The organism is Levilactobacillus lindianensis (assembly GCF_003946095.1).
Taxonomy (GTDB): domain Bacteria; phylum Bacillota; class Bacilli; order Lactobacillales; family Lactobacillaceae; genus Levilactobacillus; species Levilactobacillus lindianensis.
The window spans coordinates 24,814-47,257 of the sequence record NZ_RHOD01000011.1 but is presented as its reverse complement, the minus strand read 5'-3'; the positions used below and the strand labels follow the sequence as shown (position 1 = coordinate 47,257).

22 protein-coding genes and 1 other annotated feature are annotated in these 22,444 nt (G+C 48.9%); of the genes, 18 read left to right on the top strand and 4 right to left on the bottom strand.

The features are described 5' to 3' along the window. Window position 1: 1 nt before the first annotated feature. From EKM70_RS06175 to EKM70_RS06150, 6 genes are all read left to right on the top strand, one after another. Window positions 2-1,171 (top strand): nucleotidyltransferase, encoded by a 1,170-nt coding sequence (locus tag EKM70_RS06175; protein WP_125546226.1) that lies wholly within the window; start codon window positions 2-4, stop codon window positions 1,169-1,171. Window positions 1,172-1,223: 52 nt separating this feature from the next. Beyond that, a complete protein-coding gene (locus tag EKM70_RS06170) occupies window positions 1,224-1,778 on the top strand; it encodes a YceD family protein (RefSeq protein ID WP_125546224.1) in 555 nt (184 codons plus the stop codon). A gap of 67 nt (window positions 1,779-1,845) precedes the next feature. Continuing rightward, window positions 1,846-2,034 (top strand): 50S ribosomal protein L32, encoded by a 189-nt coding sequence (gene rpmF, locus EKM70_RS06165; protein ID WP_057877966.1) that lies wholly within the window; start codon window positions 1,846-1,848, stop codon window positions 2,032-2,034. 120 nt (window positions 2,035-2,154) lie between these two features. Further along, on the top strand, window positions 2,155-2,982 hold the full coding sequence (locus EKM70_RS06160) for a Cof-type HAD-IIB family hydrolase (protein ID WP_125546222.1): 828 nt from the start codon (window positions 2,155-2,157) through the stop codon (window positions 2,980-2,982). A 5-nt stretch (window positions 2,983-2,987) separates the two neighbouring features. After that, window positions 2,988-3,626: an HAD family hydrolase gene (locus tag EKM70_RS06155; protein WP_125546220.1), complete on the top strand. Its 639-nt coding sequence runs from the start codon at window positions 2,988-2,990 to the stop codon at window positions 3,624-3,626. Between the two features lie 299 nt (window positions 3,627-3,925). Next, window positions 3,926-4,528, top strand: coding sequence for a matrixin family metalloprotease (locus EKM70_RS06150; RefSeq protein ID WP_225416389.1), 603 nt, complete (start codon window positions 3,926-3,928; stop codon window positions 4,526-4,528). 69 nt (window positions 4,529-4,597) lie between these two features. Here EKM70_RS06150 and adhP read toward each other — a convergent pair whose 3' ends face one another. Next, the gene (gene adhP, locus EKM70_RS06145) at window positions 4,598-5,614 is read right to left on the bottom strand and encodes an alcohol dehydrogenase AdhP (protein WP_125546216.1); all 1,017 of its coding nucleotides are present in this window, start codon (window positions 5,612-5,614) and stop codon (window positions 4,598-4,600) included. A 416-nt stretch (window positions 5,615-6,030) separates the two neighbouring features. Here adhP and EKM70_RS06140 point away from each other — a divergent pair, with 416 nt between their 5' ends. From EKM70_RS06140 to EKM70_RS06130, 3 genes are all read left to right on the top strand, one after another. Further along, a complete protein-coding gene (locus EKM70_RS06140) occupies window positions 6,031-6,717 on the top strand; it encodes a response regulator transcription factor (protein ID WP_057877962.1) in 687 nt (228 codons plus the stop codon). Then, window positions 6,714-8,357, top strand: coding sequence for a HAMP domain-containing sensor histidine kinase (locus tag EKM70_RS06135; RefSeq protein ID WP_125546214.1), 1,644 nt, complete (start codon window positions 6,714-6,716; stop codon window positions 8,355-8,357). Before EKM70_RS06140 ends, EKM70_RS06135 begins: the two co-directional genes overlap by 4 nt. A gap of 293 nt (window positions 8,358-8,650) precedes the next feature. Beyond that, complete coding sequence (locus EKM70_RS06130) at window positions 8,651-9,055, top strand: YxeA family protein (RefSeq protein ID WP_125546212.1); 405 nt, start codon at window positions 8,651-8,653, stop codon at window positions 9,053-9,055. Between the two features lie 208 nt (window positions 9,056-9,263). On the opposite strand, the gene yidC is transcribed toward EKM70_RS06130, so the two are convergent. Then, the gene (gene yidC, locus EKM70_RS06125; RefSeq protein WP_125546210.1) at window positions 9,264-10,169 is read right to left on the bottom strand and encodes a membrane protein insertase YidC; all 906 of its coding nucleotides are present in this window, start codon (window positions 10,167-10,169) and stop codon (window positions 9,264-9,266) included. A 104-nt stretch (window positions 10,170-10,273) separates the two neighbouring features. Next, window positions 10,274-10,546 carry an acylphosphatase gene (locus tag EKM70_RS06120; RefSeq protein ID WP_125546208.1) on the bottom strand — a complete coding sequence of 91 codons (273 nt, stop codon included), beginning with the start codon at window positions 10,544-10,546 and terminating at the stop codon, window positions 10,274-10,276. 109 nt (window positions 10,547-10,655) lie between these two features. Here EKM70_RS06120 and EKM70_RS06115 point away from each other — a divergent pair, with 109 nt between their 5' ends. From EKM70_RS06115 to EKM70_RS06075, 9 genes are all read left to right on the top strand, one after another. Further along, a complete protein-coding gene (locus EKM70_RS06115) occupies window positions 10,656-11,423 on the top strand; it encodes a TrmH family RNA methyltransferase (protein WP_125546206.1) in 768 nt (255 codons plus the stop codon). 123 nt (window positions 11,424-11,546) lie between these two features. Further along, entirely contained in the window at window positions 11,547-12,044 is a 498-nt protein-coding gene (locus EKM70_RS06110; RefSeq protein WP_057877956.1) for an HD domain-containing protein, read from the top strand. Between the two features lie 33 nt (window positions 12,045-12,077). Beyond that, complete coding sequence (locus EKM70_RS06105) at window positions 12,078-12,446, top strand: winged helix-turn-helix transcriptional regulator (protein ID WP_125546204.1); 369 nt, start codon at window positions 12,078-12,080, stop codon at window positions 12,444-12,446. A gap of 44 nt (window positions 12,447-12,490) precedes the next feature. After that, window positions 12,491-12,722, top strand: a binding site (T-box leader). 106 nt (window positions 12,723-12,828) lie between these two features. Then, the gene (gene pheS, locus EKM70_RS06100) at window positions 12,829-13,875 is read left to right on the top strand and encodes a phenylalanine--tRNA ligase subunit alpha (protein WP_125546202.1); all 1,047 of its coding nucleotides are present in this window, start codon (window positions 12,829-12,831) and stop codon (window positions 13,873-13,875) included. Between the two features lie 9 nt (window positions 13,876-13,884). Continuing rightward, on the top strand, window positions 13,885-16,293 hold the full coding sequence (gene pheT / locus EKM70_RS06095) for a phenylalanine--tRNA ligase subunit beta (protein ID WP_125546200.1): 2,409 nt from the start codon (window positions 13,885-13,887) through the stop codon (window positions 16,291-16,293). A 138-nt stretch (window positions 16,294-16,431) separates the two neighbouring features. Continuing rightward, the gene (gene mltG, locus EKM70_RS06090) at window positions 16,432-17,589 is read left to right on the top strand and encodes an endolytic transglycosylase MltG (RefSeq protein ID WP_125546198.1); all 1,158 of its coding nucleotides are present in this window, start codon (window positions 16,432-16,434) and stop codon (window positions 17,587-17,589) included. Between the two features lie 15 nt (window positions 17,590-17,604). Continuing rightward, window positions 17,605-18,276, top strand: a complete 672-nt coding sequence (udk, locus tag EKM70_RS06085; RefSeq protein ID WP_404819859.1) for a uridine kinase — start codon at window positions 17,605-17,607, stop codon at window positions 18,274-18,276. A gap of 231 nt (window positions 18,277-18,507) precedes the next feature. Further along, window positions 18,508-18,969, top strand: a complete 462-nt coding sequence (gene greA, locus EKM70_RS06080; RefSeq protein WP_404819860.1) for a transcription elongation factor GreA — start codon at window positions 18,508-18,510, stop codon at window positions 18,967-18,969. Between the two features lie 351 nt (window positions 18,970-19,320). Then, complete coding sequence (locus tag EKM70_RS06075) at window positions 19,321-19,626, top strand: HesB/YadR/YfhF family protein (RefSeq protein ID WP_125546194.1); 306 nt, start codon at window positions 19,321-19,323, stop codon at window positions 19,624-19,626. Window positions 19,627-19,686: 60 nt separating this feature from the next. Here the strand turns inward: EKM70_RS06075 and EKM70_RS06070 are convergent, their stop codons facing one another. Continuing rightward, entirely contained in the window at window positions 19,687-22,326 is a 2,640-nt protein-coding gene (locus EKM70_RS06070) for a YfhO family protein (RefSeq protein WP_404819858.1), read from the bottom strand. Window positions 22,327-22,444 lie beyond the last annotated feature (118 nt).

Here is a 22,444-nt window from a genome sequence, read left to right as displayed (position 1 = left end):
CATGACGTTACATGCAGTGGGGATTGTTGCCGAATACAATCCATTTCATAATGGCCATGCCGATCAGATTTACCGGGCGCAAGCTGCGACCGGTGCCGATGTGGTGGTCGCAGCGATGAGTGGCAACTGGGTTCAGCGCGGCGAACCAGCACTCATGGATAAATGGCAACGAACTAAGGCAGCCTTGGCCGGTGGTGTTGATCTGGTGATCGAACTACCCAGTGCCATAGCGGTTCAACCGGCGCATCTCTTTGCTGCGGGTGGGGTGGCCATCCTTCAGGCGTTGGGTTGCGACTGGATGGCCTTTGGGACCGAACATCCAGATATGGACTACGATCGGTTGATGGCCCATATTCCGCAGGACCCGGCGACCTTCAAGCGTTTTGATCAGACTTATGCCACCTTATTTCAAGGCTATCTCAAGGAGCAGACGGGCATTACCCTCGATGCGCCAAACGATATCTTGGGCTTCTTCTATGCGTTGGCCAATCGGCAACAAGACGGCAATTTAGGATTGTTGCCCCTGTCTCGACGGGGAAGTCAGCATGGTGATCAGACGATCGCGGCAACGAGCTCGTTTGCCAGTGCGACTGCTATCCGTTCTGCGGCCCTTAAGCAGGATTGGGGGGCAGTTACTCCGGTCGTCCCCGAGAGCACGCTAGCGGCTTTACAAGCCGTTCAGCTGACAGACTGGGAGAATTTCTGGCCGGCCTTACGATATCAGCTGGTGAGTGGGCACGTGACGGATCTGCGAGAACATTATCAGATCACCGAGGGTGTCGAGTATCGCCTGCAGCGGGCCGCATTAGGCAGTTCGAGTTTTGCTGCCTTCATGCAAGCCGTAAAGACCAAGCGTTATACCTATACACGTTTGCAACGGCAGGCAACCTATTTGTTGGGACAGATCAAACCCACCGAAATGGGGGCTCAGCCGCGATACTTACGCGTGTTAGGGTATACGGATCGGGGGCAGGCATACCTGCACCAGATCAAGAAGCAAGTTGCCTTACCGCTGATCAGTCGTGCCGACCGCGACTGGTTAAATGGGGTGGGTGCTCTGGATAATCGATTGGGTGAGATTCGTACCCTGATTACCGGTATCCCTCAGGATTATGGTCGAATTCCGGTAAAAATGGTGGATTCTGATCGACTATCAAGGAAATTACCTTGACATCATTATTTTTGACAGGTATAATTTATCACGTTGCATTGGAGGGATTACGATGAAATGGTCATTGACCGAGCTACGAAGAAGTCACCGTAACGACCCGTTGGCGTTTGATGAGACCTTAGATTTACGCGCCGATTTGATGGAACGATACGGCGAAGAGGTCTTGGACCTCGGTCCCGTCCACGTCAAGGGTCAGGTATCCGTGATTACGGGTGGTGACATTGTCGTTGACGCACAGGTTACCGCGGACTTAACGGTCCCATCCAGCCGGTCACTTACACCGGTGGATTTACCAGTAGCCTTTAACATGACGGAATTTTATGTGTCCGACCCTGAAGCCACACAACGGTTTGAGAAAACCGACGTGGTGATGGTCGTCAAGGATGACCTAATCGATTTCGATAAGGCCATCGGGGACAACATTATTTTACAGATTCCGATGCACATTCTTTCAGACACCGAGAAGCAAGGTGCCGCAATGCCAACCGGTGATGACTGGGCGGTTGTTGCGGAAGCCGATCTTGCCAAGGTCGAGAAGGAAAATCAATCAGTTGATCCACGTCTTGCAAAGTTAAAAGATTTCTTCCCTGATCAGGATGATCAATAATCGCCTTTGTAAGCCTTAAAAATTTTTTCACTAGTGGATATAATTTTATTAAAAGGAGGTGTTTTCTTTGGCTGTACCAGCACGGAAAACGTCTAAGACGAAGAAGCGTATGCGTCGGGGTCACATTAAGTTGGCTACCCCAGGTTTGACTCCTTGCCCAAACTGTGGTGAATTACGTAAGTCACACATGGTTTGCCCAAGTTGCGGTTTCTACGATGGCCGTCAGGTCGTTGCGGTTAAGAACGCAAACAACTAATTTTAACGAATTAGCAATAAGAAACTCCCATGAAGTCCGCGGCTTCTGGGAGTTTTTTTGTCATTTCAATTTAAAAACAGGTATAATGACCTCACTGACTACTATCCGAGGAGTGAAATTTTGGGAACTAAATTAATTGCGACCGACTTAAATGGGACGCTACTACACAATGACCAGAGCTTCAATCGGAACCTCTTTAAAGAGACGCTCCAAGCCCTTGACCGGCGCGGCATTCAATTGGTGCTATCGTCTGGAAATCAGTTTGCCCATCTGAAGCAACTCTTCAAGGACGTCATGGCTGACAACTTAGCGATCGTGGCGGAGAATGGGGCTTCCATCTATCTCAAAGGCCACCAGGTCTTCGACGGGAGTCTGACAACCGAACAGGTTCATCAATTTCTGACTGTTGATCGCCAGCAGGCAGTCTTAGCGAATGCTTACATCATCTTGGTTGGTCAAAATGGATCATATACTGAGACGGGTGCGCCACAGGTGCTTTTGGATGCCGCTTCGAAATTCTACGATAATCTCCAACAGGTTGACGATTTGACCACGGTGTCTGATCGTATCAAAAAGATCAGTGTTTCAACGGCGCCGGGTCAAGCGGCCGACTTGGTCCTGACACTCAATCGCCACTTTGATGGCCGGCTACGAGCCCATGACAGCGGGTATGGCGTTGTTGATGTGGTGGGGGCTAACGTTGGTAAGCTTCAAGCTATTCAGTGGTTAGCGCGTCACTTTGAGGTGGAAGCTGAGGACATTATGGCTTTTGGTGACGGTGATAACGATCTCCCCTTGATTGCATATGCCGGTCAGGGCTGGGCGATGGCCAATGCCCCGGCAAAAATCCGAGAGGCCGCTACGCAAACGACCAGTCTGGATAACGAGCATGATGGCGTCTTACGGACGATTCAAGCCGCATTGCTGGCGGATGATTTGACGAGGTGAGTGAGATGAAGAACTTCTTCTTTGATTTTGATAGTACTTTAGCCGATACGCGTAATGTGGCTGTGTTGTCGACCCAACGGGCCTATGAGGCTCAGGGGTTGGCTGTTCCCAGTCGTGAGGCTGTGGTGAGCTATATGGGCGTTCCCATTGAGGTCTCCTTTGCCAAGATGGCTCAGGAATCCTTGAGTGATCAAGACCTTGACGATCTCTACACGGTCTTTCGTTCCCAGTACCATGTGACGGAACGGGAAGGTATCGCCTTATTCGACGGTATGGCCACAACTCTGAAGCAATTAAAACAGCGAGGCGCCAATCTCTATGTGGTCTCCAGTAAACATTCGGTGCCACTCCAGCGTAACCTCAAACAAGTTGGGCTCGAGTCGACGTTCGTGGCGATCAGCGGGTCCGATACCGTGGATCATTACAAGCCAGCTCCAGATGGCATTGTGAATCTGGTTCGCCGATTTGATCTTGATTTGGCAGAGAGTGTCATGATTGGTGATGCCAAATATGACATGCAAATGGGTCACAATGCAGGAGTGGCGACTGCCGCAGCTATGTGGGGGGCAGCAGATCCCGAATCAGTTAAGGCTGAAAGGCCGACGTATTTCTTGAAGACCCCAGCAGACTTGCTAACTATTTAAATAGCGTTGAAGACGGACCCGATGGGGTTCGTTTTTTTTGTGGTTCTGGAAGTTTTAGCAAATTCTCATATGATCGACAGGTTGTGCACAATTGTGTTGTCTTGACGATTGAATTCTTAAATTATAATAAGACTAATTTTCTGTGGCTCAAAAATGAAAGTCAACTGCACAGAATTTGGGCAAGTGAGCGAATATCTCTAGGGGTTGGCGTCGAAACCGGCTAAACTAGTTTTAATCAATTGAAGTAAGGGAGATTGCTGATGACCAAACGTCGCTGGGGACGGCTCGTTATATTTGTTGTGTCAGTCGTATTTTTAATTTGGGAATTGCCGCGGAACTTTCACGCAAGTCTCATCGAGGCCAAACAAGTCGTGCGGAAATTAGAGACAGTGCTTCCACGGCCAAAAGATGGCGCACCAACGCCAATTGAAAAGATTGCTGGGGAGCATCCGTTACGGCGAACCTATTACTATCATTTTGATGCCAAGGTTCCTAGTGAGGTGCGACCAGCCTTCAAGAAAGCTGTGGCGGTGTACAATCAAACTGGGGCTGTGCGATTAGTCCCGGGAACGCCACGGGGCCGCCAGAATGGCATTACCTTCTTTACCTATCACCGTGCGGCCGATGACCAGCGGCCCAATTATTTGGAATTAGGCGAGGGGGGACCCGAGATTGAACACTACGTTGGTCTTGGAACTTATACTATCAATCGGGCCCATGCTGGTCTGAACCTGGCGCACCCAGAGACGGGTATTCGGACGTCTGTGGCCATTCATGAGGTTGGCCATGCCATTGGACTCGATCACAGTCAGAGCCGGCGTTCGGTCATGTATCCTATGGATCAAGGCCACTTAAAACTCTCGGTCGCGGATCTTAAGACGCTGCACGCATTGTACATCTGAAAGGAACAGCAAAAAGCCCGCTCTGTCACGGAGAGCGGGCTTTTCATGGAAGTATTGAATTTTCTTAAATTACTTAGTGAAGTCGACAACCATCCGGCCAACAATCTTGTTAGCTTTCATTTCGTCAATGATGTCATTAACTTCATCCAAACGACGGGTCTGAACGATTGGGTGAACTTTACCTTCGGCACCAAATTGGAAGGTTTCGGCTAAGTCTTGACGAGTTCCAACCAGGGAACCACGAACGGAGATACCATCCAAAACAGTCTTGGCAATGTTTAATTCCATGTCACCTTGTGGTAAGGCAACGGCAACTAACTTACCATCTGGCTTCAAAGCGTTAACGGATTGTGTGAAGGCATCCTTGTTAACAGCAGTGACTTGGGCGTTATTAACACCGCCGACCTTTTCTTGAATTTGTTCAGCAACGTTGTTGTCATGACGGTTGATCAGGACTTCGGCACCGTTTGCCTTAGCAGCAGCTAATTTGTCTGGGTTACCATCAACGGCAACGACGTGGGCGCCGAAAACGTTGTGAGCGTATTGAATAGCCAAGTTACCTAAACCACCGGCACCAACAACTTCAACCCATTGGCCTGGCTTCGTTTCGCCAACCTTGAGAGCCTTGTACATGGTAACACCAGCACAGGTCAGGGAAGTTGCTTCAACTGGGTCCAAACCTTCTGGGACCTTGACAGCGTAGTTGGCATCAACGATACATTCTTCAGCCATGGCACCGTCAACAGTAAAGCCAGAGTTCTTGACGTTACGGCAAAGTGTTTCGCGGCCAGTCAAGCAGTATTCACAGTGGCCACAGCCCTTGAAGAACCAAGCGATAGAAACCCGGTCACCGATCTTTAAGTTGTTAACGTCATCGGCAACTTGGATAACACGGCCGACACCTTCATGGCCAATGATCCGGCCTGGTTGCTTACCGAAGTCACCAGCGGCAACGTGTAAGTCGGTGTGGCAAAGACCACAATATTCCATCTTAACTAGGGCTTCACCGTGGGTGATAGGACGTAAGGTAACATCTTTAATATCGACGTAACCGTCAACTGAATCGCGAATAACTGCTGCTTTCATAATTTAAGACTCCTTTTTATTTTGTCTACAAGGCTAGTATACTAAATTCGCTCCCAATTTCAAGTGAAAAAATGAACAAAAAATAAATAATTTTCAAACGCCGTCGTACCGGGCCACGGCACCACTGGATCGCACAGATTATACGCTGAACAACCAAATGTGAAGCAACATGCTAGCACGATTTGCAAAAGCAAGGATATCAAATGGGTACAACCGGTTGCATTTTCTTATGAGGCTTTTCAATGGGGCCTAGAAGTCTTAATAATTAGATAAATATGACAGGGATGTTGGTTTTCGCATACAATTATGAGAAACTATGATAAAATTAAATGTTGAAATGAATATCGGACGTCCTTGTCGCTGGTGGTTTTGCAGCGACTCGAACGCAGTTAACCAACCAGAGGAGTTAAAGTGCAATGAGTCGAATTTTAATTATTGAAGATGAAAAAAATCTTGCTCGCTTTGTTGAGCTGGAACTAAAGCACGAGGGTTATGAGACTAACGTGCAGTTTAACGGACGGACAGGGTTGGAAGCAGCCTTGTCACAGGATTTTGATGTGATTCTGCTCGATCTGATGCTCCCCGAACTAAATGGGATTGAAGTGGCTCGCCGAGTTCGTGAAGTGAAGAGCACACCAATTATCATGATGACGGCTCGGGATTCTGTGATCGATCGCGTTTCCGGCTTGGACCATGGTGCCGATGACTACATTGTGAAGCCATTTGCCATCGAAGAGCTTTTGGCTCGGGTGCGGGCACTCTTACGCCGGATTCACCTTGAAGGTGAACAGAAGAATACCAAGCAGACCACGGTTAAGTTCAAGGATTTAACGATCGAGAAGGAAAACCGGATCGTTCGGCGTGGTGATGAAGTGATTAACCTGACGAAGCGAGAATATGAATTACTCCTGGCTTTAATGGAAAACATCAACGTCGTTTTAGCACGAGACGTGCTGTTAACCAAGGTCTGGGGTTATGAGTCCGAAGTCGAAACCAATGTGGTCGACGTGTATGTGCGGTACCTTCGAAATAAAATTGACGTTCCTGGCCAGAAGAGTTACATCCAAACGGTCCGTGGGACAGGGTACGTGATGCGGTCGTGAAAGCAACTGAATTAGAACGGGGAACGGAAGAACAGCCTAAAAAGCGGGGCTTCCGTCTTTCTTTGAAATGGGAATGGACACTGTCTACCGCGTTCGGGGTGTTGGTTATCTTTGGGGTTATCATCATTCTTATTTTTAGTAGTTTTATGACGGTGTTGATGCGACAAGAGCGCACCCACGTGGCTGATTCTTTAAACGTCGTGGTGGAACGCTTGAGTAGTCAAAAGAAGGCGTTATCGAGTGGTCAGGTGGATGAGCTGTTACGACCACGGACGGTGTTAGCCGATGAGCCAAGGGGCAAAGGTAAGGGTGCCATGCCTTACAACAATGCGATCTTATCGACATTGTCACGAGACAGTCAAACGGTGACAGTTTACGACACGCAAGGAGAAATTCTCTATGCGACCGATAAGACCGTGGCACCATTCAAAGCCTCATCGCGTCAGCGGATTGCTGTTAAAACGATCAATAAGACGACACACCTTGTCGGTCGGATGCCAATCCGAGGTAAGCAAGGGAATCGTTTATTGGGATATGTTCAGGTTACTGATAATCTGAAGGATTACCGAGCGACTCAGGTAAAGCTCTACCAGGTTGCCTTGGTGTTAGGACTTATTGCGGGATTGGCGGCAGCCATCTTGAGTTATATTCTGGCTTCGTTCTTACTGCGCCCAGTGGAGGCCATTAGAGAGACGATTCATGCCGTTAGAGAGGATCCGCAGACGGACCGACGAGTACCCGAGATTCGGCATACGGACGAGCTCAGCGACCTCGGAACGCTATTTAACGACATGTTGGACACGACTCAGGGCTACATGGACCAGCAACAACAATTCGTTGAGGACGTTTCCCACGAGTTACGGACGCCAGTGGCGATTATCCAGGGACATATGGAAATGCTAGACCGTTGGGGTAAAGATGATCCAGAGGTCTTGGATGAGTCGATCAAGGCTTCCTTACAGGAAACCAAACGGATGAAGAGCTTGGTTCAAGAGATGTTGGATCTCCAGCGGGCCGAACAGATCGAGGTTAACTACACTAATGAGGTGACCAACGTCAGCGAGGTCGTCCAGCAGGTCTATGATAACTTTAAAATGATTCATCCAGACTTCACCTTTATCCTGGACGACGATGTTCATCGTCCGGTTCAGGTGCAAATTTATCGGAACCATTTGGAACAGATTCTCATCATCCTCCTGGACAATGCGGTTAAGTACACGCAGGCCCGCAAGGAAATCCACTTGACGTTTGAAAGTGACATGCGTAACGTCGAGGTAGCCGTTCAGGACTTCGGTGAAGGGATCTCACAGCAGAATATGGACCGCGTCTTCAACCGATTCTACCGAGTTGACAAGGCGCGTTCTAGGACCAAGGGTGGCAACGGTTTAGGCTTGGCGATTGCCAAGCGCCTAATCGAGGCTTACCATGGGCGAATTACCATTGAAAGTGCGGTGGGACACGGATCTGTGTTCCGGATTTCGTTACCAATTCTACCGGATGCCGCAGCGAAGGTTCTGAATGCCAAGAAGGAACAGGCTCAGGCTATCGCCAACGGTGGTGTGTCCACCGGCATTAAATCGGCGCTATTGGAAGATGATAGCAACGACGATCACCATGAAGATCCTAAGACAAAATCTTAATAAATAAGGCGTAAGGAGAGTGTGGCAAAGGGCAAGGAGTCAATGAGCCTTCACGTCGATAGGTGAACAACCCCAGTCTGGGATTGTTTGTCTATGGGGGTAAGTGGAGTTGACTGCCTTTTGTTGCATGTTTCAACGATAGACGCTTGAAGCGAAAAGGGGTGAGACCAAAGTCTCACCCCTTTTTTTGATCGCCTAAGGTGCGAATAGTGGTTGACAGATTGTGAAAGAATGGTATTCTAAGATAACTGCTTAGTTAGTCTAGTAACTAAGCAACTTGGAGGAGATTATTCATGAAAATTCTTAAAGCATTACTGACCATCTCAGGAACCCTGTTGATCTTACTGGCAATTGGTGCCATCTTTGCGCCAGCCATGACTCGCAATCGGGGGAGTGAGGTGGCGATGGCCCACGATAATGTGAATCCTTGGGTGAAGAACGAGACGGTGTATGCCGACACGACGAGTCAACCGATTAAACATTTCATTGGGGGTGGTGGTGAGGATGAATACACCTATGTTTTGCAAACCTATAATGAACAAGGCAAGTCACGGAAATTAACCTTTGACGTTCAGTGGAAGCTTAAGCCACACCATTTCTTGAAGATTGAGACTAAGGGCCAAAATGTCGAAACTTGGAAGGCAGTGGCCCGGGAAACGGTTCCTAGCGGCGCCCGACAGAACCTGATGATGAGCTAAAATAGCATCTCTTAAATGCTGCTGGTAAGCATATTGCTACTAACAACAATAAATCAGGATGAGTGCTACTTTATTGATTAAAGGCAATCACTAGATTAGGTGTTCAGAGATAACCATTTGGCTTGTTCAGTACTGAAAGAAATTGAATATTGTTAGATACAAAAAGGGCCATTACTGGATTAGCAGTAATGGCCATTTTGACATGACTTTATTTGTGATGTTGTTGCTTACCAGCGTTACGTTGGCGGTTTTTCTGTTGGACTTGTTTCTTAGCAGCCTTGGCTTCGGTTGGTTTGACGATCGGAACCTCAACCACTGGCTTGGGATTCTTAGCCATCTGGTCACTGATTTCACGCCGGATTCGAGGACGGTAGAAGTTGATGATTAACGTCTGAACACAGGCGAACAGTCCCCCGACGAAGAAGTAAAGACCTAGACCAGCAGGTGAACTCATCGTGAAGAATAAGATCATGATGGGTGACATCAGCATGGCTGTTTGCATTTGCTTCTTCTGTTCCTTCGGTACCCCAAGAGTAGAGAGGTAACCCTGCAACAGGTAGGCGGCAAAGGATAAGATTGCGAGAATCCAACTGGACTTTCCTAAAGGAATGCCGAAGAAGGCAGCCTTAGAAAGTTCTGGTGAATACCGGATAGCGGCATAGAGGGCGGCGAAGATTGGCATCTGAATCAGTAGGGGCAGACAACCGAGTCCACCGGTCATGCTAATCCCGTTGTTCTTGTAGACGGCCATGATAGCTTGGCCAGCCGCAGCCTTTTCTTCTTGGGTCTTGGCATTCTTTTGCATTTCCTGGTACTTGGCCAGTTGTGGGCGAATCATGGAGACCTTTTCTTGTTGAACGGTGGCGCTACGCATCTGGCGAACCATGACGGGAAGCAGAACCATCCGCACGATGAAGGTCAAGACGATGATGGCCCAGCCGTAGCTGCCGCCGAAGACCTGAGCCAGCCAGTTCATGACGTGTTGTCCCGGAACGGCTAGATAATCGTAGACAAAGCCGTACGGTTTACCATTCTTAGTCTGTACACAACCACTGAGGACTAAGGCTAGTCCCGCCAGCGCGGCGGTTACCGAGACTTTTTTGGAAATCTTCATATTTAATTTGAACCCCTTTTTAGTAAACGATGTAGAGCGCGTACGCCCCCAAACGACGAAATCGTCATTAACAGTCAACATATTACTTGATCTGACGCCGTTTTTCAAATAATAATCTGGAAGTCCGAAAACTTCTGTAATGGTAACGACGTGATGCTAAGACGATCGACGACAATCCAGGGAGTGATTCCCCGTTTAAGTTGGACGACGAGTTCGGCCAGTTGCTCTGCCGACCCGGTGGCAATGAGTTCGACCTGACCATCGCGACGGTTGCGAACGGTGCCAGTTAGGCCGATTCGCTGAGCCACTTGGCTAGCGGACCAACGAAAACCGACGCCCTGAACTTGACCGGCAACTAGGATTTTTTGCGTTTCCAAGGCGAATAGCCTCCTATAAAAAGATTTAGGTTAATCATACCGCGAGTGCTCAGGTCTGCCTAGTGATGTGGTAAAATTAGAAAAAAGTAACGGATAGGAGTAATCAACGTTGAGAGAACGGATCACATCAAGTCAAAATAAGCGGGTTAAGCAGTGGCGAGCGCTGACCACCAAGAAGGGGCGTAAGTCGACTCAGACGTACCTCTTAGAGGGCTGGCATTTGGTGCAGGAGGCCATTAAGGCGCAGCTGCCACTCACAGCCATCATGGGGACTGAAGAGCAGCTTACGGCACATGAGGGGGCTTTCCCGGCGGTTCCAGTTTATGAATTGACGGACAGCATTGCGCAAACGATTGGGGATACGAGTACCCCACAAGGGATCTTTGCGACGGCTTCGATACCCAACGATGCCCACGTTGATCCCAAACAAGCCACTGGCGTCTGGTTATTTCTGGATCAGGTTCAGGATCCAGGGAACATTGGGACGATGGTTCGGACGGCGGATGCGGCCGGACTAACCGGGGTGGTCTTGGGTCACGGCAGTGTCAGTCGTTTTCTGCCCAAGGTCCTACGTTCAATGCAGGGGAGTCAATTCCATGTGCAGTTGGTCGAAGGTGACCTTCATGACTGGATCACGGCCTTTACCGACCGGAAATTGCCCGTCTATGGGACCAATCTGGACCCACAGGCCAAGGACTATCGTGAGGTGCCTAGTCTGAGTCAAGGCGCTATTGTCATGGGAAATGAAGGCAACGGGATGGCACCAGATCTTCAGCGGATGACGACTCAGAACCTGTATATTCCAATTAAGGGTCGGGCGGAGTCGTTGAATGTTGCGATTGCGGCTGGGATCGTGATGTTTCGGTTGGCTGAATAAGGTTAAGAAAGGGTTAACCGCGGTTAATTGCAAGCAATATGGTTGCTTTTTGCGCCAAAGGCAGTATGATAAGGTGTAATTGAGGGACAAAAATCATAATCTATAATGAAAAGGAAGCATTCTATGAACAAACTTACTTGGCGTGATGATCCCGAGTACCTTGCCTTAGTTTCTGACTTGTTGGAAAAGGAGCCGGTTCAACGCCTGGCGAATTACACCCAGCACCACCATTCGACACGCTTGGAACATTCTATTTCGGTGTCGTATAACAGTTATTTGATTGCGAAGAAACTTGGTTTGAATACCCGGGCCACTGCACGGGGTGGTTTGTTACATGATCTCTTCTATTATGATTGGCGGACGACGAAGTTTAACTTGGGGTCCCATGCCTTTATCCACCCACGGGTGGCTCTGCGTAATGCTGAGAAGCTAACGGACTTAAGCCCAATGGAAAAGGATATCATTTTGAAGCACATGTGGGGAGCAACCCTGGCTATGCCAAAGTATCGGGAAAGCGCCATTGTGTCGCTGGTCGATGACTACGAAGCAGTTCACGAATTTTGTGGGCCTGCTCGCAAGCGCGTCCACACGTTGGTTGAAAAGTTAACGCCGAACGCCTAGTTTCGTTGAAACGCGGATGGGGGCGAGTTGAATATGCAAACAGTGCCATCGAATACAGCCACGGGTTCCGAAGTGGACTTCTCACTCTGCCCGAGATTTGAACGTACCTTTTCTTTCTTAGGAAAGAAGTGGAATGGACTCATTATTGAGGTACTTCTGCAGGAAGGACCTCAGCGGTTCCGGGATTTAGCCCGGAAGATTCCCCGTTGTAGTGACCGGGTATTAGTTGAGCGGCTCAAGGAGTTGGAGGTTAATGGCGTCATTTTGCGACGGACCTTTCCGGATAATTCGTTGATTGAATATGAGTTAACCGCCAAGGGTGCTGAGCTCAAGGACGTGATGACCGCCATCCACGTGTGGTCAGACAAGTGGTCTTGCCCCGTTGAGGAAGATCAGAAGTAGTTGACAGCGACGCAGAAGTTCGCTAGGCTATGAGATGTAATAATTTAAAGACGATGATAGAAAAGCAGTAGCCGGTGCAATTTGTCAGGAAGAGTTTGCCGTGATTGGAAGCAAACTTCAAATTACTTGGGTGAATTCAGTTCTTGAGTTGTAATCGGGAGTCACGGCGACGTGATGAATGATTGACCGGTGAGTGACCGTTATCACTTCTGAGTGTGGTTGGTATCCTTGTGTACCAACTGAATCAGGGTGGTACCGCGAAGCTTCGTCCCTAGTTATGGGGACGGAGCCTTTTTTGTGGAAAAAGGGGCCAATTTCGGTCCCGGATCCCAGTAGTGAGTCGATAAATAGTGAAAATAAATAGATAAATGGAGGATGACGTATGTCGTTAAAAGATAAACTCAGCGAGCTGCGGCAACGTGGCTTAGCAGATATCAAGCAATCAGCAGATTTAAAAGACGTTAATCAAGTGCGTGTCCAGCTGTTAGGGAAAAAGGGGCCCATCACCGAAGTTCTGCGGGGGATGCGTGACTTGGATGCCGCTGAACGACCAAAGGTGGGGGCATTTGCTAACGAAATCAGAGATGACCTGACCGCTGCGTTGACGCAACGTAAGGAAGAATTGGAACAGGCCGTCTTGAATGCTCAATTAGCCAAGGAGACTGTCGACGTCACGTTACCGGGAACGCCCGTTGCTAAGGGTGAACCTCACGTGATTCAACAGATCATCGATCAGATTGAAGACTTATTCTTGGGCATGGGTTACCAAGTTTTGAGTGGTCCAGAAGTCGAAGAAGACAAGTACAACTTTGAAATGATGAACCTGCCTAAGAATCACCCAGCCCGTGATATGCAAGATACCTTCTACATCACGAAAGAAATCCTGATGCGGACGCAGACATCACCCATGCAAGCACGGACGCTGGAAAAGCATGATTTCAACAAGGGTCCATTGAAGATGATCTCCCCAGGTGTGGTTTACCGGCGTGATACCGATGACCCAACCCACTCTCACCAATTCCATCAGGTAGAAGGTTTGGTTATCGACAAGCACATCACCATGGCTGACTTAAAGGGGACGTTACAGGTCTTGGCCCACGAATTATTCGGGGACAAGTTCGATGTACGGTTACGCCCAAGTTACTTCCCGTTTACCGAACCATCTGTTGAAGCCGATATTACCTGCTTCAACTGTGGTGGTAAGGGTTGCAAGGTCTGCAAGAATACCGGTTGGATCGAAGTTCTTGGTGCCGGTATGGTTCACCCGAATGTTTTGAAGATGGCTGGTGTGGATCCCGACGTTTACGGCGGATTTGCCTTTGGGGTCGGTCCTGACCGTTTCGCCATGTTGAAGTACGGTGTTGATGACATCCGGAACTTCTACTTGAATGACGTTCGTTTTCTCACACAATTCACAAAGAAAGGATAATCGCCAACCATGAAGATTTCATACAATTGGATTAAAGAATATTTAGATTTAGACGTTAAGCCCGTTGACTTGGCTGAGAAGATTGAACGGACCTCCGTTGAAGTCGATGATGTCACCAAGCCTAGCGATGGGTTGAAGAAGATCGTGGTCGGCCACGTCCTTTCGGTGGAAGCTCACCCAGATTCCGATCACCTGCACGTTTGCCAGGTAGACGTTGGGGAGGATGACCCCTTACAGATTGTCTGTGGGGCCCCTAACATTGCCAAGGGTCAACACGTGATTGTGGCTTTACCAGGTTCACGGATTGCCAACAACGTAAAGATCAAGAAGTCTAAGATGCGTGGGATCCCTTCAGCAGGGATGATCTGTGCCTTACAAGAAATCGGCTTCAGTGAAGATGTTGTGCCTAAGGCTTACGTTGAAGGTATTTATGTCTTGCCAGAGGACGCTACGCCCGGGGATGCCGTTTACGATTATTTAGGGATGAACGACAGCCTGATCGATCTCGATGTTACCCCTAACCGTGGAGACATGTTGAGTGTCTACGGAACCCTGCATGACTTGGCCGCCATTTACGACAAGCCAGTTGAGTTAGACCATCCAGAGGTTAAGGAAGCTGGTGCCACGATTGATGACCAGTTGGCCGTTCACGTGGACGCCACGTTATCATCACAATATCGGATGCGCCTGGTGAAAAATTTGAAGCTGGCACCAAGTCCAATGTGGTTACAGATTCGTCTGTGGAACGCTGGGATGCGGCCAATCAATAATGTGGTTGATATCACGAACTACATCATGCTGAAATACGGTCAACCTTTACACGCTTTCGACTATGATAAGTTCAATGGTGAAGATGTTTACGTTCGGACTGCCAAGGCCGGCGAAAAGTTAACCACTTTGGATGAAAATGACCACGACCTCGACGAAAATGATATTGTGATCGCCGATCAAAAGGGCCCCATCGCCTTAGCCGGTGTCATGGGTGGCTTAGATGCTTCCATTCAGGATGGCACGACCACGGTGGCGATTGAATCTGCGGTCTTCGAACATGACCATATCCGTAAGGCGGCCCAGCGGCATAATTTACACACGGATGCTTCCCAACGTTTCGAACGAGGCGTTAACCAAGCTGGTGTACAAGAAGCCTTGGATGCTGCCGCTCAGATGATGAACGAACTGGCCGATGGAGAAGTTCAGCGGGGGTCCGTTGTCGGGAGTAACAACGTGCCAGAACCCGCTGTGATTAGTCTGACTTTGACGCACGTTAATGCCGTGCTCGGGACCAAGTTAACGATGGATCAAGTTGTCCACATCTTGGAAAGCTTGGAATTCCAGGTTAAGGTGGCTGAAGATGAGTTGACCGTGACGGTTCCAGTTCGACGCAATGACATCCACATTCCAGCCGATCTGTTGGAAGAAATCGCCCGTATTTACGGATACGATCGCTTGCCAGCAACCTTACCAACCGGCCGAATGACAATGGGATCCTTGACGGCTAAGCACCGCTTAGTACGGGCAACTCGCAAGTCTTTAGAGGGCTTAGGCCTCAACCAGGCCATCTCATACGCCTTAACGACGGCTGATAAGGCGAAGATGTTTATGATGCGAGCCAGTGAAACGACCGAATTGGCTTGGCCAATGACGGTGGATCACGCCGTTCTGCGAATGAATCTCATCACTGGTTTGTTAGATGATATTGCCTACAACTCAGCGCGGAAAGTTAAAGACGTCGCGTTGTATGAACAAGGCCGGGTCTTCTACCGTGAAGATGGGCAAGACCGTCCAGCCGAAGAGGAACATATTGCTGGGGCCATCACGGGAACCTTACTGCCCGCGGCTTGGAATCAACCAGCACAACCCGTCGACTTTTTCCAAATGAAGGGGATCGTGGCGGCTTATCTCAAGGACATGGCAGTTAATGGCGACGTCACGTATGTGCCTAACGCCGACATGCCAGAGATGCATCCCGGACGGACCGCGGATATCTTAGTTCACGGTCACCGGATTGGGTTCTTAGGTGAGGTGCATCCATCGATCGCCAAACAGTTCAAGGTGGGGACGACTTATGTCTTCGAATTGAACCTGCAGGCCATTGTGGATATGCCAAAGCAAGAAAACCAATACGATGTCATTTCGCGTTACCCAGCCATCACCCGTGATATTGCGATGTTGGTGGATAATGATGTGACCAACGACCAGATCGTGGCGTTAATTGAACGTCGCGGGGGGGCCTTCCTCCAATCTGTCAAGTTGTTTGACGTTTACGATGGGGTTAAGGTACCTAAGGGCAAGAAGTCCTTGGCTTACACCTTAACTTACCAAGACAAGCACGAGACGCTGGTGGATGACGCCGTTACTCAAGCCTTTGATAAAGTATCGAAGCGGCTTGAAGAAGAACTTGGTGCCGAAATCCGTTAAATTGCTTACTTTAGACGCGTTTGATTCTCACTCGAGAGTTGGACGCGTCTTTCGTATAAGTCCTAAAGATTACAATTTTATCAAAGTAGCGCTTTCATGTTTCCGCGAGCCGGGAACTTCTGTATAATAGAGTGGACTATGGCAAAGAACGGAGGAAATAAGTTGGATAATGACAAAAATCCCATCCCGTCACGACAGGATTCGGGTAACAAACGGTCGTTTGGCCACAGAATTATGGTCGGGGTGATTAGCCTGATAGTCATCTTAGCCGTTGTGATTGGATTCTTTGGGTATCATTTCTTCCAGACGGCACTCAAGCCGATGGATACCAAGAATAACAATGTGGTACAGGTTCACGTTCCCCTGGGTGCCACGTCCAATAAGATTGGCCAGATCCTTCAGGATCAGAAAGTCGTTAAGAGCGGGATGGTGTTTAACTATTACGTTAAATCCAATAAGTTCACAAACTTTCAGGCCGGTTATTATCAACTCAAGCCTTCAATGACCTTGCATCAGATTGCCAAGCAATTGCAGAAGGGTGGTTCAGCGGAACCAATCCAAAGCACGGCGGGTAAATTACTGGTACGTGAAGGAGAAACGGTGGACCAATTGGCCGCCGAAATTCCAATTCAGACGGACTTTACCAAGACGGAGTTCCTCAAGTTGATGGGTGATGAAGCCTTCTTTAACCAGTTGGTCGAAAAGTACCCCCAATTGTTGGGTTCCGCTAAGTCGGCCAAGAACGTTCGCTATCGGTTAGAAGGTTATCTGGCACCGGCAACTTATGAAGCCGGGAAGAAGATGACTCTCAAGCAGATCGTGACCCAGATGGTGGCTAAGACGAATCAGAACCTGCAGGGTAATTATGCGACGATTAAAAAACAGAAGTACAGCGTGCAGGAAGTCTTGACGTTAGCTTCTCTGGTCGAACGCGAAGGGGTTTCACAGACCGATCGTGATAAGATTGCGGGTGTCTTCTTTAATCGTTTGAAGGCCGGAATGGCACTCCAATCAGATATTTCCGTTCAGTATGCCTTGAAGACTACCAAGAAGACGTTGACCTATAAGGATTTGAGGAAAAAGTCGCCATACAACCTGTACATTCATACGGGCTTTGGACCGGGACCTTTCAACAACCCAAGTACTTCGTCGATTACGGCGGTACTGCACCCGAAGGCACGTAGTAAGGGGTACTATTACTTCATTGCCAATACCAAGACGGGGAAGGTTTACTTCTCAGAAACTTATGCACAGCATCAGGCGTTAACCAGTTCATTAGCAAGCGATAATAAATAAAGGATGGCGACAGATTTGGCAGGGAAAAAGCGACCGATCATTATTGGTGTTACCGGGGGTTCCGGGAGTGGAAAGACCACTGTTAGTCGAGCAATCTTCAATCAGTTGATTGGACATTCAATCATGATCTTACAGCAAGATTCATACTACAATGACCAGTCAGAAATGACCATGGAAGAACGGGCAGCCGTAAACTACGACCACCCACTGGCCTTCGATACAGATTTGTTAATCAGTCAGTTACAACAACTGCTGAACTACCAACCCATCGAAAAACCGGTCTACGACTACAACCTTTCGACACGAAGCACTAAGACCATTCATCAGGAACCTCGCGATGTCATCATTTTGGAAGGAATTCTGATCTTGGATGACGAACGCCTGCGAGACTTGATGGATATCAAAGTCTTCGTTGATACGGATGATGATATCCGGATTATTCGGCGGATCGAACGGGACATGAATGAACGGGGTCGTTCTTTAGATTCCATCATCCAACAGTACTTAGCGACGGTTAAGCCAACGTACCATCAATTCGTGGAACCAACCAAGCGATATGCCGATCTCATCGTGCCAGAAGGTGGCGAGAACCAAGTTGCCATTGACCTCTTGGTAACGAAGATTCGGGCCATCCTCGAAGCTAATGGGAATCACCAAGTTTTTGACAATCCAGACACAACCATATAGAATAGGACGGGTTAGCTGCAAGTGGGCTAACCTTTTGTGAACTTAACCAAAATTCGGTGTGTAAAAGGGACGACTAGCCGGTCAGCAATAGCGTTGATTCGGCATCGGCGGCCTTTTTAGCACACTTTTCGGTGAGATAGCATTGACACGAAGACTAGCGACCCGCCACTCGGCAGGGCAACTAAAAAATAAAACTAATAATTAGGGGTGTTCAGCGTGGCACAAGATAAAATGTATCCAATGACTGAAGAGGGTAAGGAAAAGCTCGAAAAAGAACTTGAAGATTTAAAGATGGTCAAACGGCCTAAGGTTATCGACCGCATCAAGATTGCGCGATCATACGGGGACCTTTCCGAGAACTCTGAATACGAATCAGCCAAGGATGAACAAAGTATGTTAGAAACCCGGATCAGCACGGTTGAACGGATGATCCAATACGCCCAAATCATCGACAACGATGGAACCGATAAGGACGAATTGACGGTAGGTAAGAAGGTTACCTTCAAGGAATTACCAGATGAAGAACCTGAAGAATACACCATCGTCGGTGCTGCCGAAGCCGATCCAATGGCTGGCAAGATTTCTAATGACTCTGCGATTGCTAAGGGCCTGCTAGGTCACCGCAAGGGCGATGAAGTAACCTTCCCAACGCCTGGTGGTGACATGTCCGTTAAGATCTTGGACGTGGAATAAAAAGAGTATGCCAGAAGACGTTTAGCTGGTTATCAGGTTTAAGCGAAGCCAGTTGCCTGCTGGCGCACGTCTCGACAATTCCAACTTAAGTGACTCGGGCAACTTTACGAGCTAACCTGATTCTCAAAAAATATTTTTACAGTAAATCCAAGGGAGGTGACCACAGTTGCCTCCCTTTTGTTGTGCTCGGTAAGCTTGGATTCGTGATAAATCCCACAAGCAGAAGGGTGGTAATGGGGCTTAACTTCCGCCATAATGAAAGCGTAACCATTATCTTGCGTGCAAGCATGTAGACGTGGTATAAATGGTGTTGAAAGCGAATTCATTAAACGGTAAAGGGAGTCCTACGACATGAAGATTACGGTGACGGATACGGCTAGCAAGTGGTTCCGCGACGAGATGGGTATGACTGGCCGTGGTATTCGGTTCTTCGGCAAGGTGTACGGGAAGACCCCTGTACACCAAGGTTTTTCACTGGGGATGACCCCCGATGATCACCCCCGTGATCCCATCGTAGCTGAAAAGAAGGATAACGTGACGTACTACATCACGGAGGGCGACGAGTGGTTCTTCGTTGGGTACGATCTGACGATTGATTATGACCCGGAGACGGATGGACCAACCTACATCTATCAGGATAACGGTGAATTGGATTAAGTTTGAACGCAAAAAAGCATCAGCGAGCGCATGTCGCTGATGCTTTTCGTTTGTCTGAAATTAATGACGTCGTCGCTGGAACCAGCTGAGACCAATGAGGCTCAATGCTGTTAATCCGCTGAGCAGGAGGCCCGCGTTAAACAGTGGTGGCCAGTAGGATAACGTGACGTGACTAGTACCACGAGGTAGCTTGAGCGCGGTGAACATGCCAACAGTCTTGTAGGTCTTGACGCGATGGCCATTAACGGTTGCTCGCCAACCGGCAGAGTATGGGATCGACGTATTGAGGACTTGGTGGTCTTTCTTGGTCGTGATGTTACCGCTAAATGACCGGCTACTGTGCTTGGTTAGACGCCAAGGACTGGTCTTGAGTTGAGTTACCGCAGACTTGAACTGTGCGGTATCCAGCCGATAAAGCGTGAAGTTTTCCAGCCACAACGATCCTTTCTTCAGCTGGACAGTGAGCTTGGTGGTCTTGCCTTTGGCATGATCGGCCACACTGACTAGGATGGTATGACGATAGGTCTTGTACTGATTCAAGGGCTGACCATTCAAGACGAAGGTTGCATTGTCCGGATTAACGGTCGATCCAAATGTCATATAGATGGCATCATTGGTTTTCGGCTTGATCGTGAGGGTGATGCTACCAGGTTTCAGGAGATTCTTCTTTTGCAACACGGCACCGGTAATCTTGGTTTGCTGGTTAATGTTATCAAAGGTGACCTGATCGAAGTTTTCTGCTTGGTACAGGTGACGGTCTGCTTGACGACCCGTCAACGCAGCTAACCAGTTAGCTTGATACTGTGCGGGATCGGCGGTCGTGTCCTTCAACGACAAAATTTGGGAATTGGCCGCATAACCCAGTGGTAAAGCGTAGGGGTTCTGATAGGTGGTGGTCCAGTGATCCTGACTCAGGGCGCGATAATCGGCCAGGTCGGCCTTATTACTGCTGGCGGGGAGCATACTTGCACCACTTAAGGCCCCTGAAAGCGTCTTATTCTGGAAGTAGTACTTCATGTTTAACAGAGAGTCGGTCACTAGCGTCCCGTTACTATAGGCGACGAAACCGTCGCCATCGGGATTCCCGGTGTTGCCATAGAAGGCGGGAACCGCTTTGGGTAGAACGGAGGAGAAGACGCCGCCACCATTGAAACCGGTTTGGAAGGCATCGCCCTTAGTTCGCACAAAGGTCTTGCCCATGCGATAGAAGCCGTTATCGGTCTTCTGGACGCCGTTTACTAAACGTTGGAGCTCATCCGTGTAGTTGCCGTACTCGTCCTGAGAAACGTAACTAATATTGTTTAAGGAGATGAAGGCGTTGGCTGTCACCTCGGTTACCCCGATGACGAAGAAGGTGATCGGGTAAATCCAGTGATGTTTGACGGGCAAGGTCGTTAACGCGAGGGCGAGAATGACGAAGAGCAGACCCAAGAGAACTTGATTAAATTGAAGAAACTTAAATTGTTTGAGGGAGATGGCGACGTAGGCACTACCGGCGACAATAATCAGCGTTACCAACGCAATTGCCAGAGCACTTGGTTGAAAGTCGATGGTCAGCGTCTGAGCAGCCAACCAGATGAGCCAGAAGCTCACGACAAAGGAGAAGCGGTACGGGTACCAGACTGGGAACTGGCCGGCGTGCCACAGGAGATCGAGTGGCTGAACGCACAATGATAAGGCTAAAAAGATCGTAATGAGTCCCGCTGTGATCCGTGTCCGCAGGTGAACCCGCCGATCGCCAAAGTAGAAGAGCGCGCCAATTAGGGCAATGGCACCGATGAAGAGGTTGGCCGTACCGGATGGCATCTGATCAAAGTTAAAGGCGCCGAGGAAAAACTTGGCCACCATTTTTGGTGGGAAGAATTCAAACTTCCATTTAAAAGACGTCACGGTGTACTGGGCCTTGCTCTGAGAGAGCGACCACCAGGTTGGCAGGAGCACCACCGCCGAGAGAAGGCCAGCCGTGATCGAGGTTACGGCAAATTGGCCCATCTGTTGGGCGAGGTGTCGCCAGTTGGTATAGCGGTCGACGGCCAGGAAGACAAAGCTCAGGATCATGAAGAGACAGACCATGTAGGCCATGTAGTAGTTCACGATTAAAGTAACTGCCAACCAAAGCACGTAAGGCCGCCATTTACCGGTGTGCATGAGCTGGTAAAGTCCATAGAAAACCAGGGGGAGTAGGTAAGCGGCATCGAGCCACATAACATTTAACTGGTTGGCAACGGACCAGCCCATCAGGGCATAAGCCGTGGCAAAGGTGATGACGAACAGGCCACGTTGCTTAGTCGTCTTTAATAATAGCCAGCCAAAGGTCAGTCCGGCCAGGCCATACTTGAGGACGGTGATGATAAAGACACCACTGGTCAGTGAGGACCCAGGGAAGAAGAGTAACAGCCAATTGAGGGGGCTCAAGAGGTAGTAAGCCCAAGTTCCCAGCATTTCGCCTCCCAGTCCGTTAGCAAACGAGTAGAAGATGCTGCTGGGATCGTGGAGTAGGGCTCGGCGCATGTAAGCAAAGAAATCGATGTACTGTTGTCCCAGGTCGACAGTCAGGAGGCTACTCGACCCAAAGGGCGCCATCTTCCGATAAATAAAGTAGGCCGTCATTAGAATTAGAGGCGTTAGGAAAGCCCCAATTAAAGTTAATTGGCGTGGTGAAAGCCGTTGACGCTGTTTTCGATCTTGCAAAAAAGCCACCTCAATCTTTAGAAATTATAAAAGTTGCACGTGATCCTGTACATTTTTGATTATGGTCTCTAGAATAGCATAGAAACATTAAATTTCGGTAGCGGGATAGTGGCACGCGGTGAAGTTT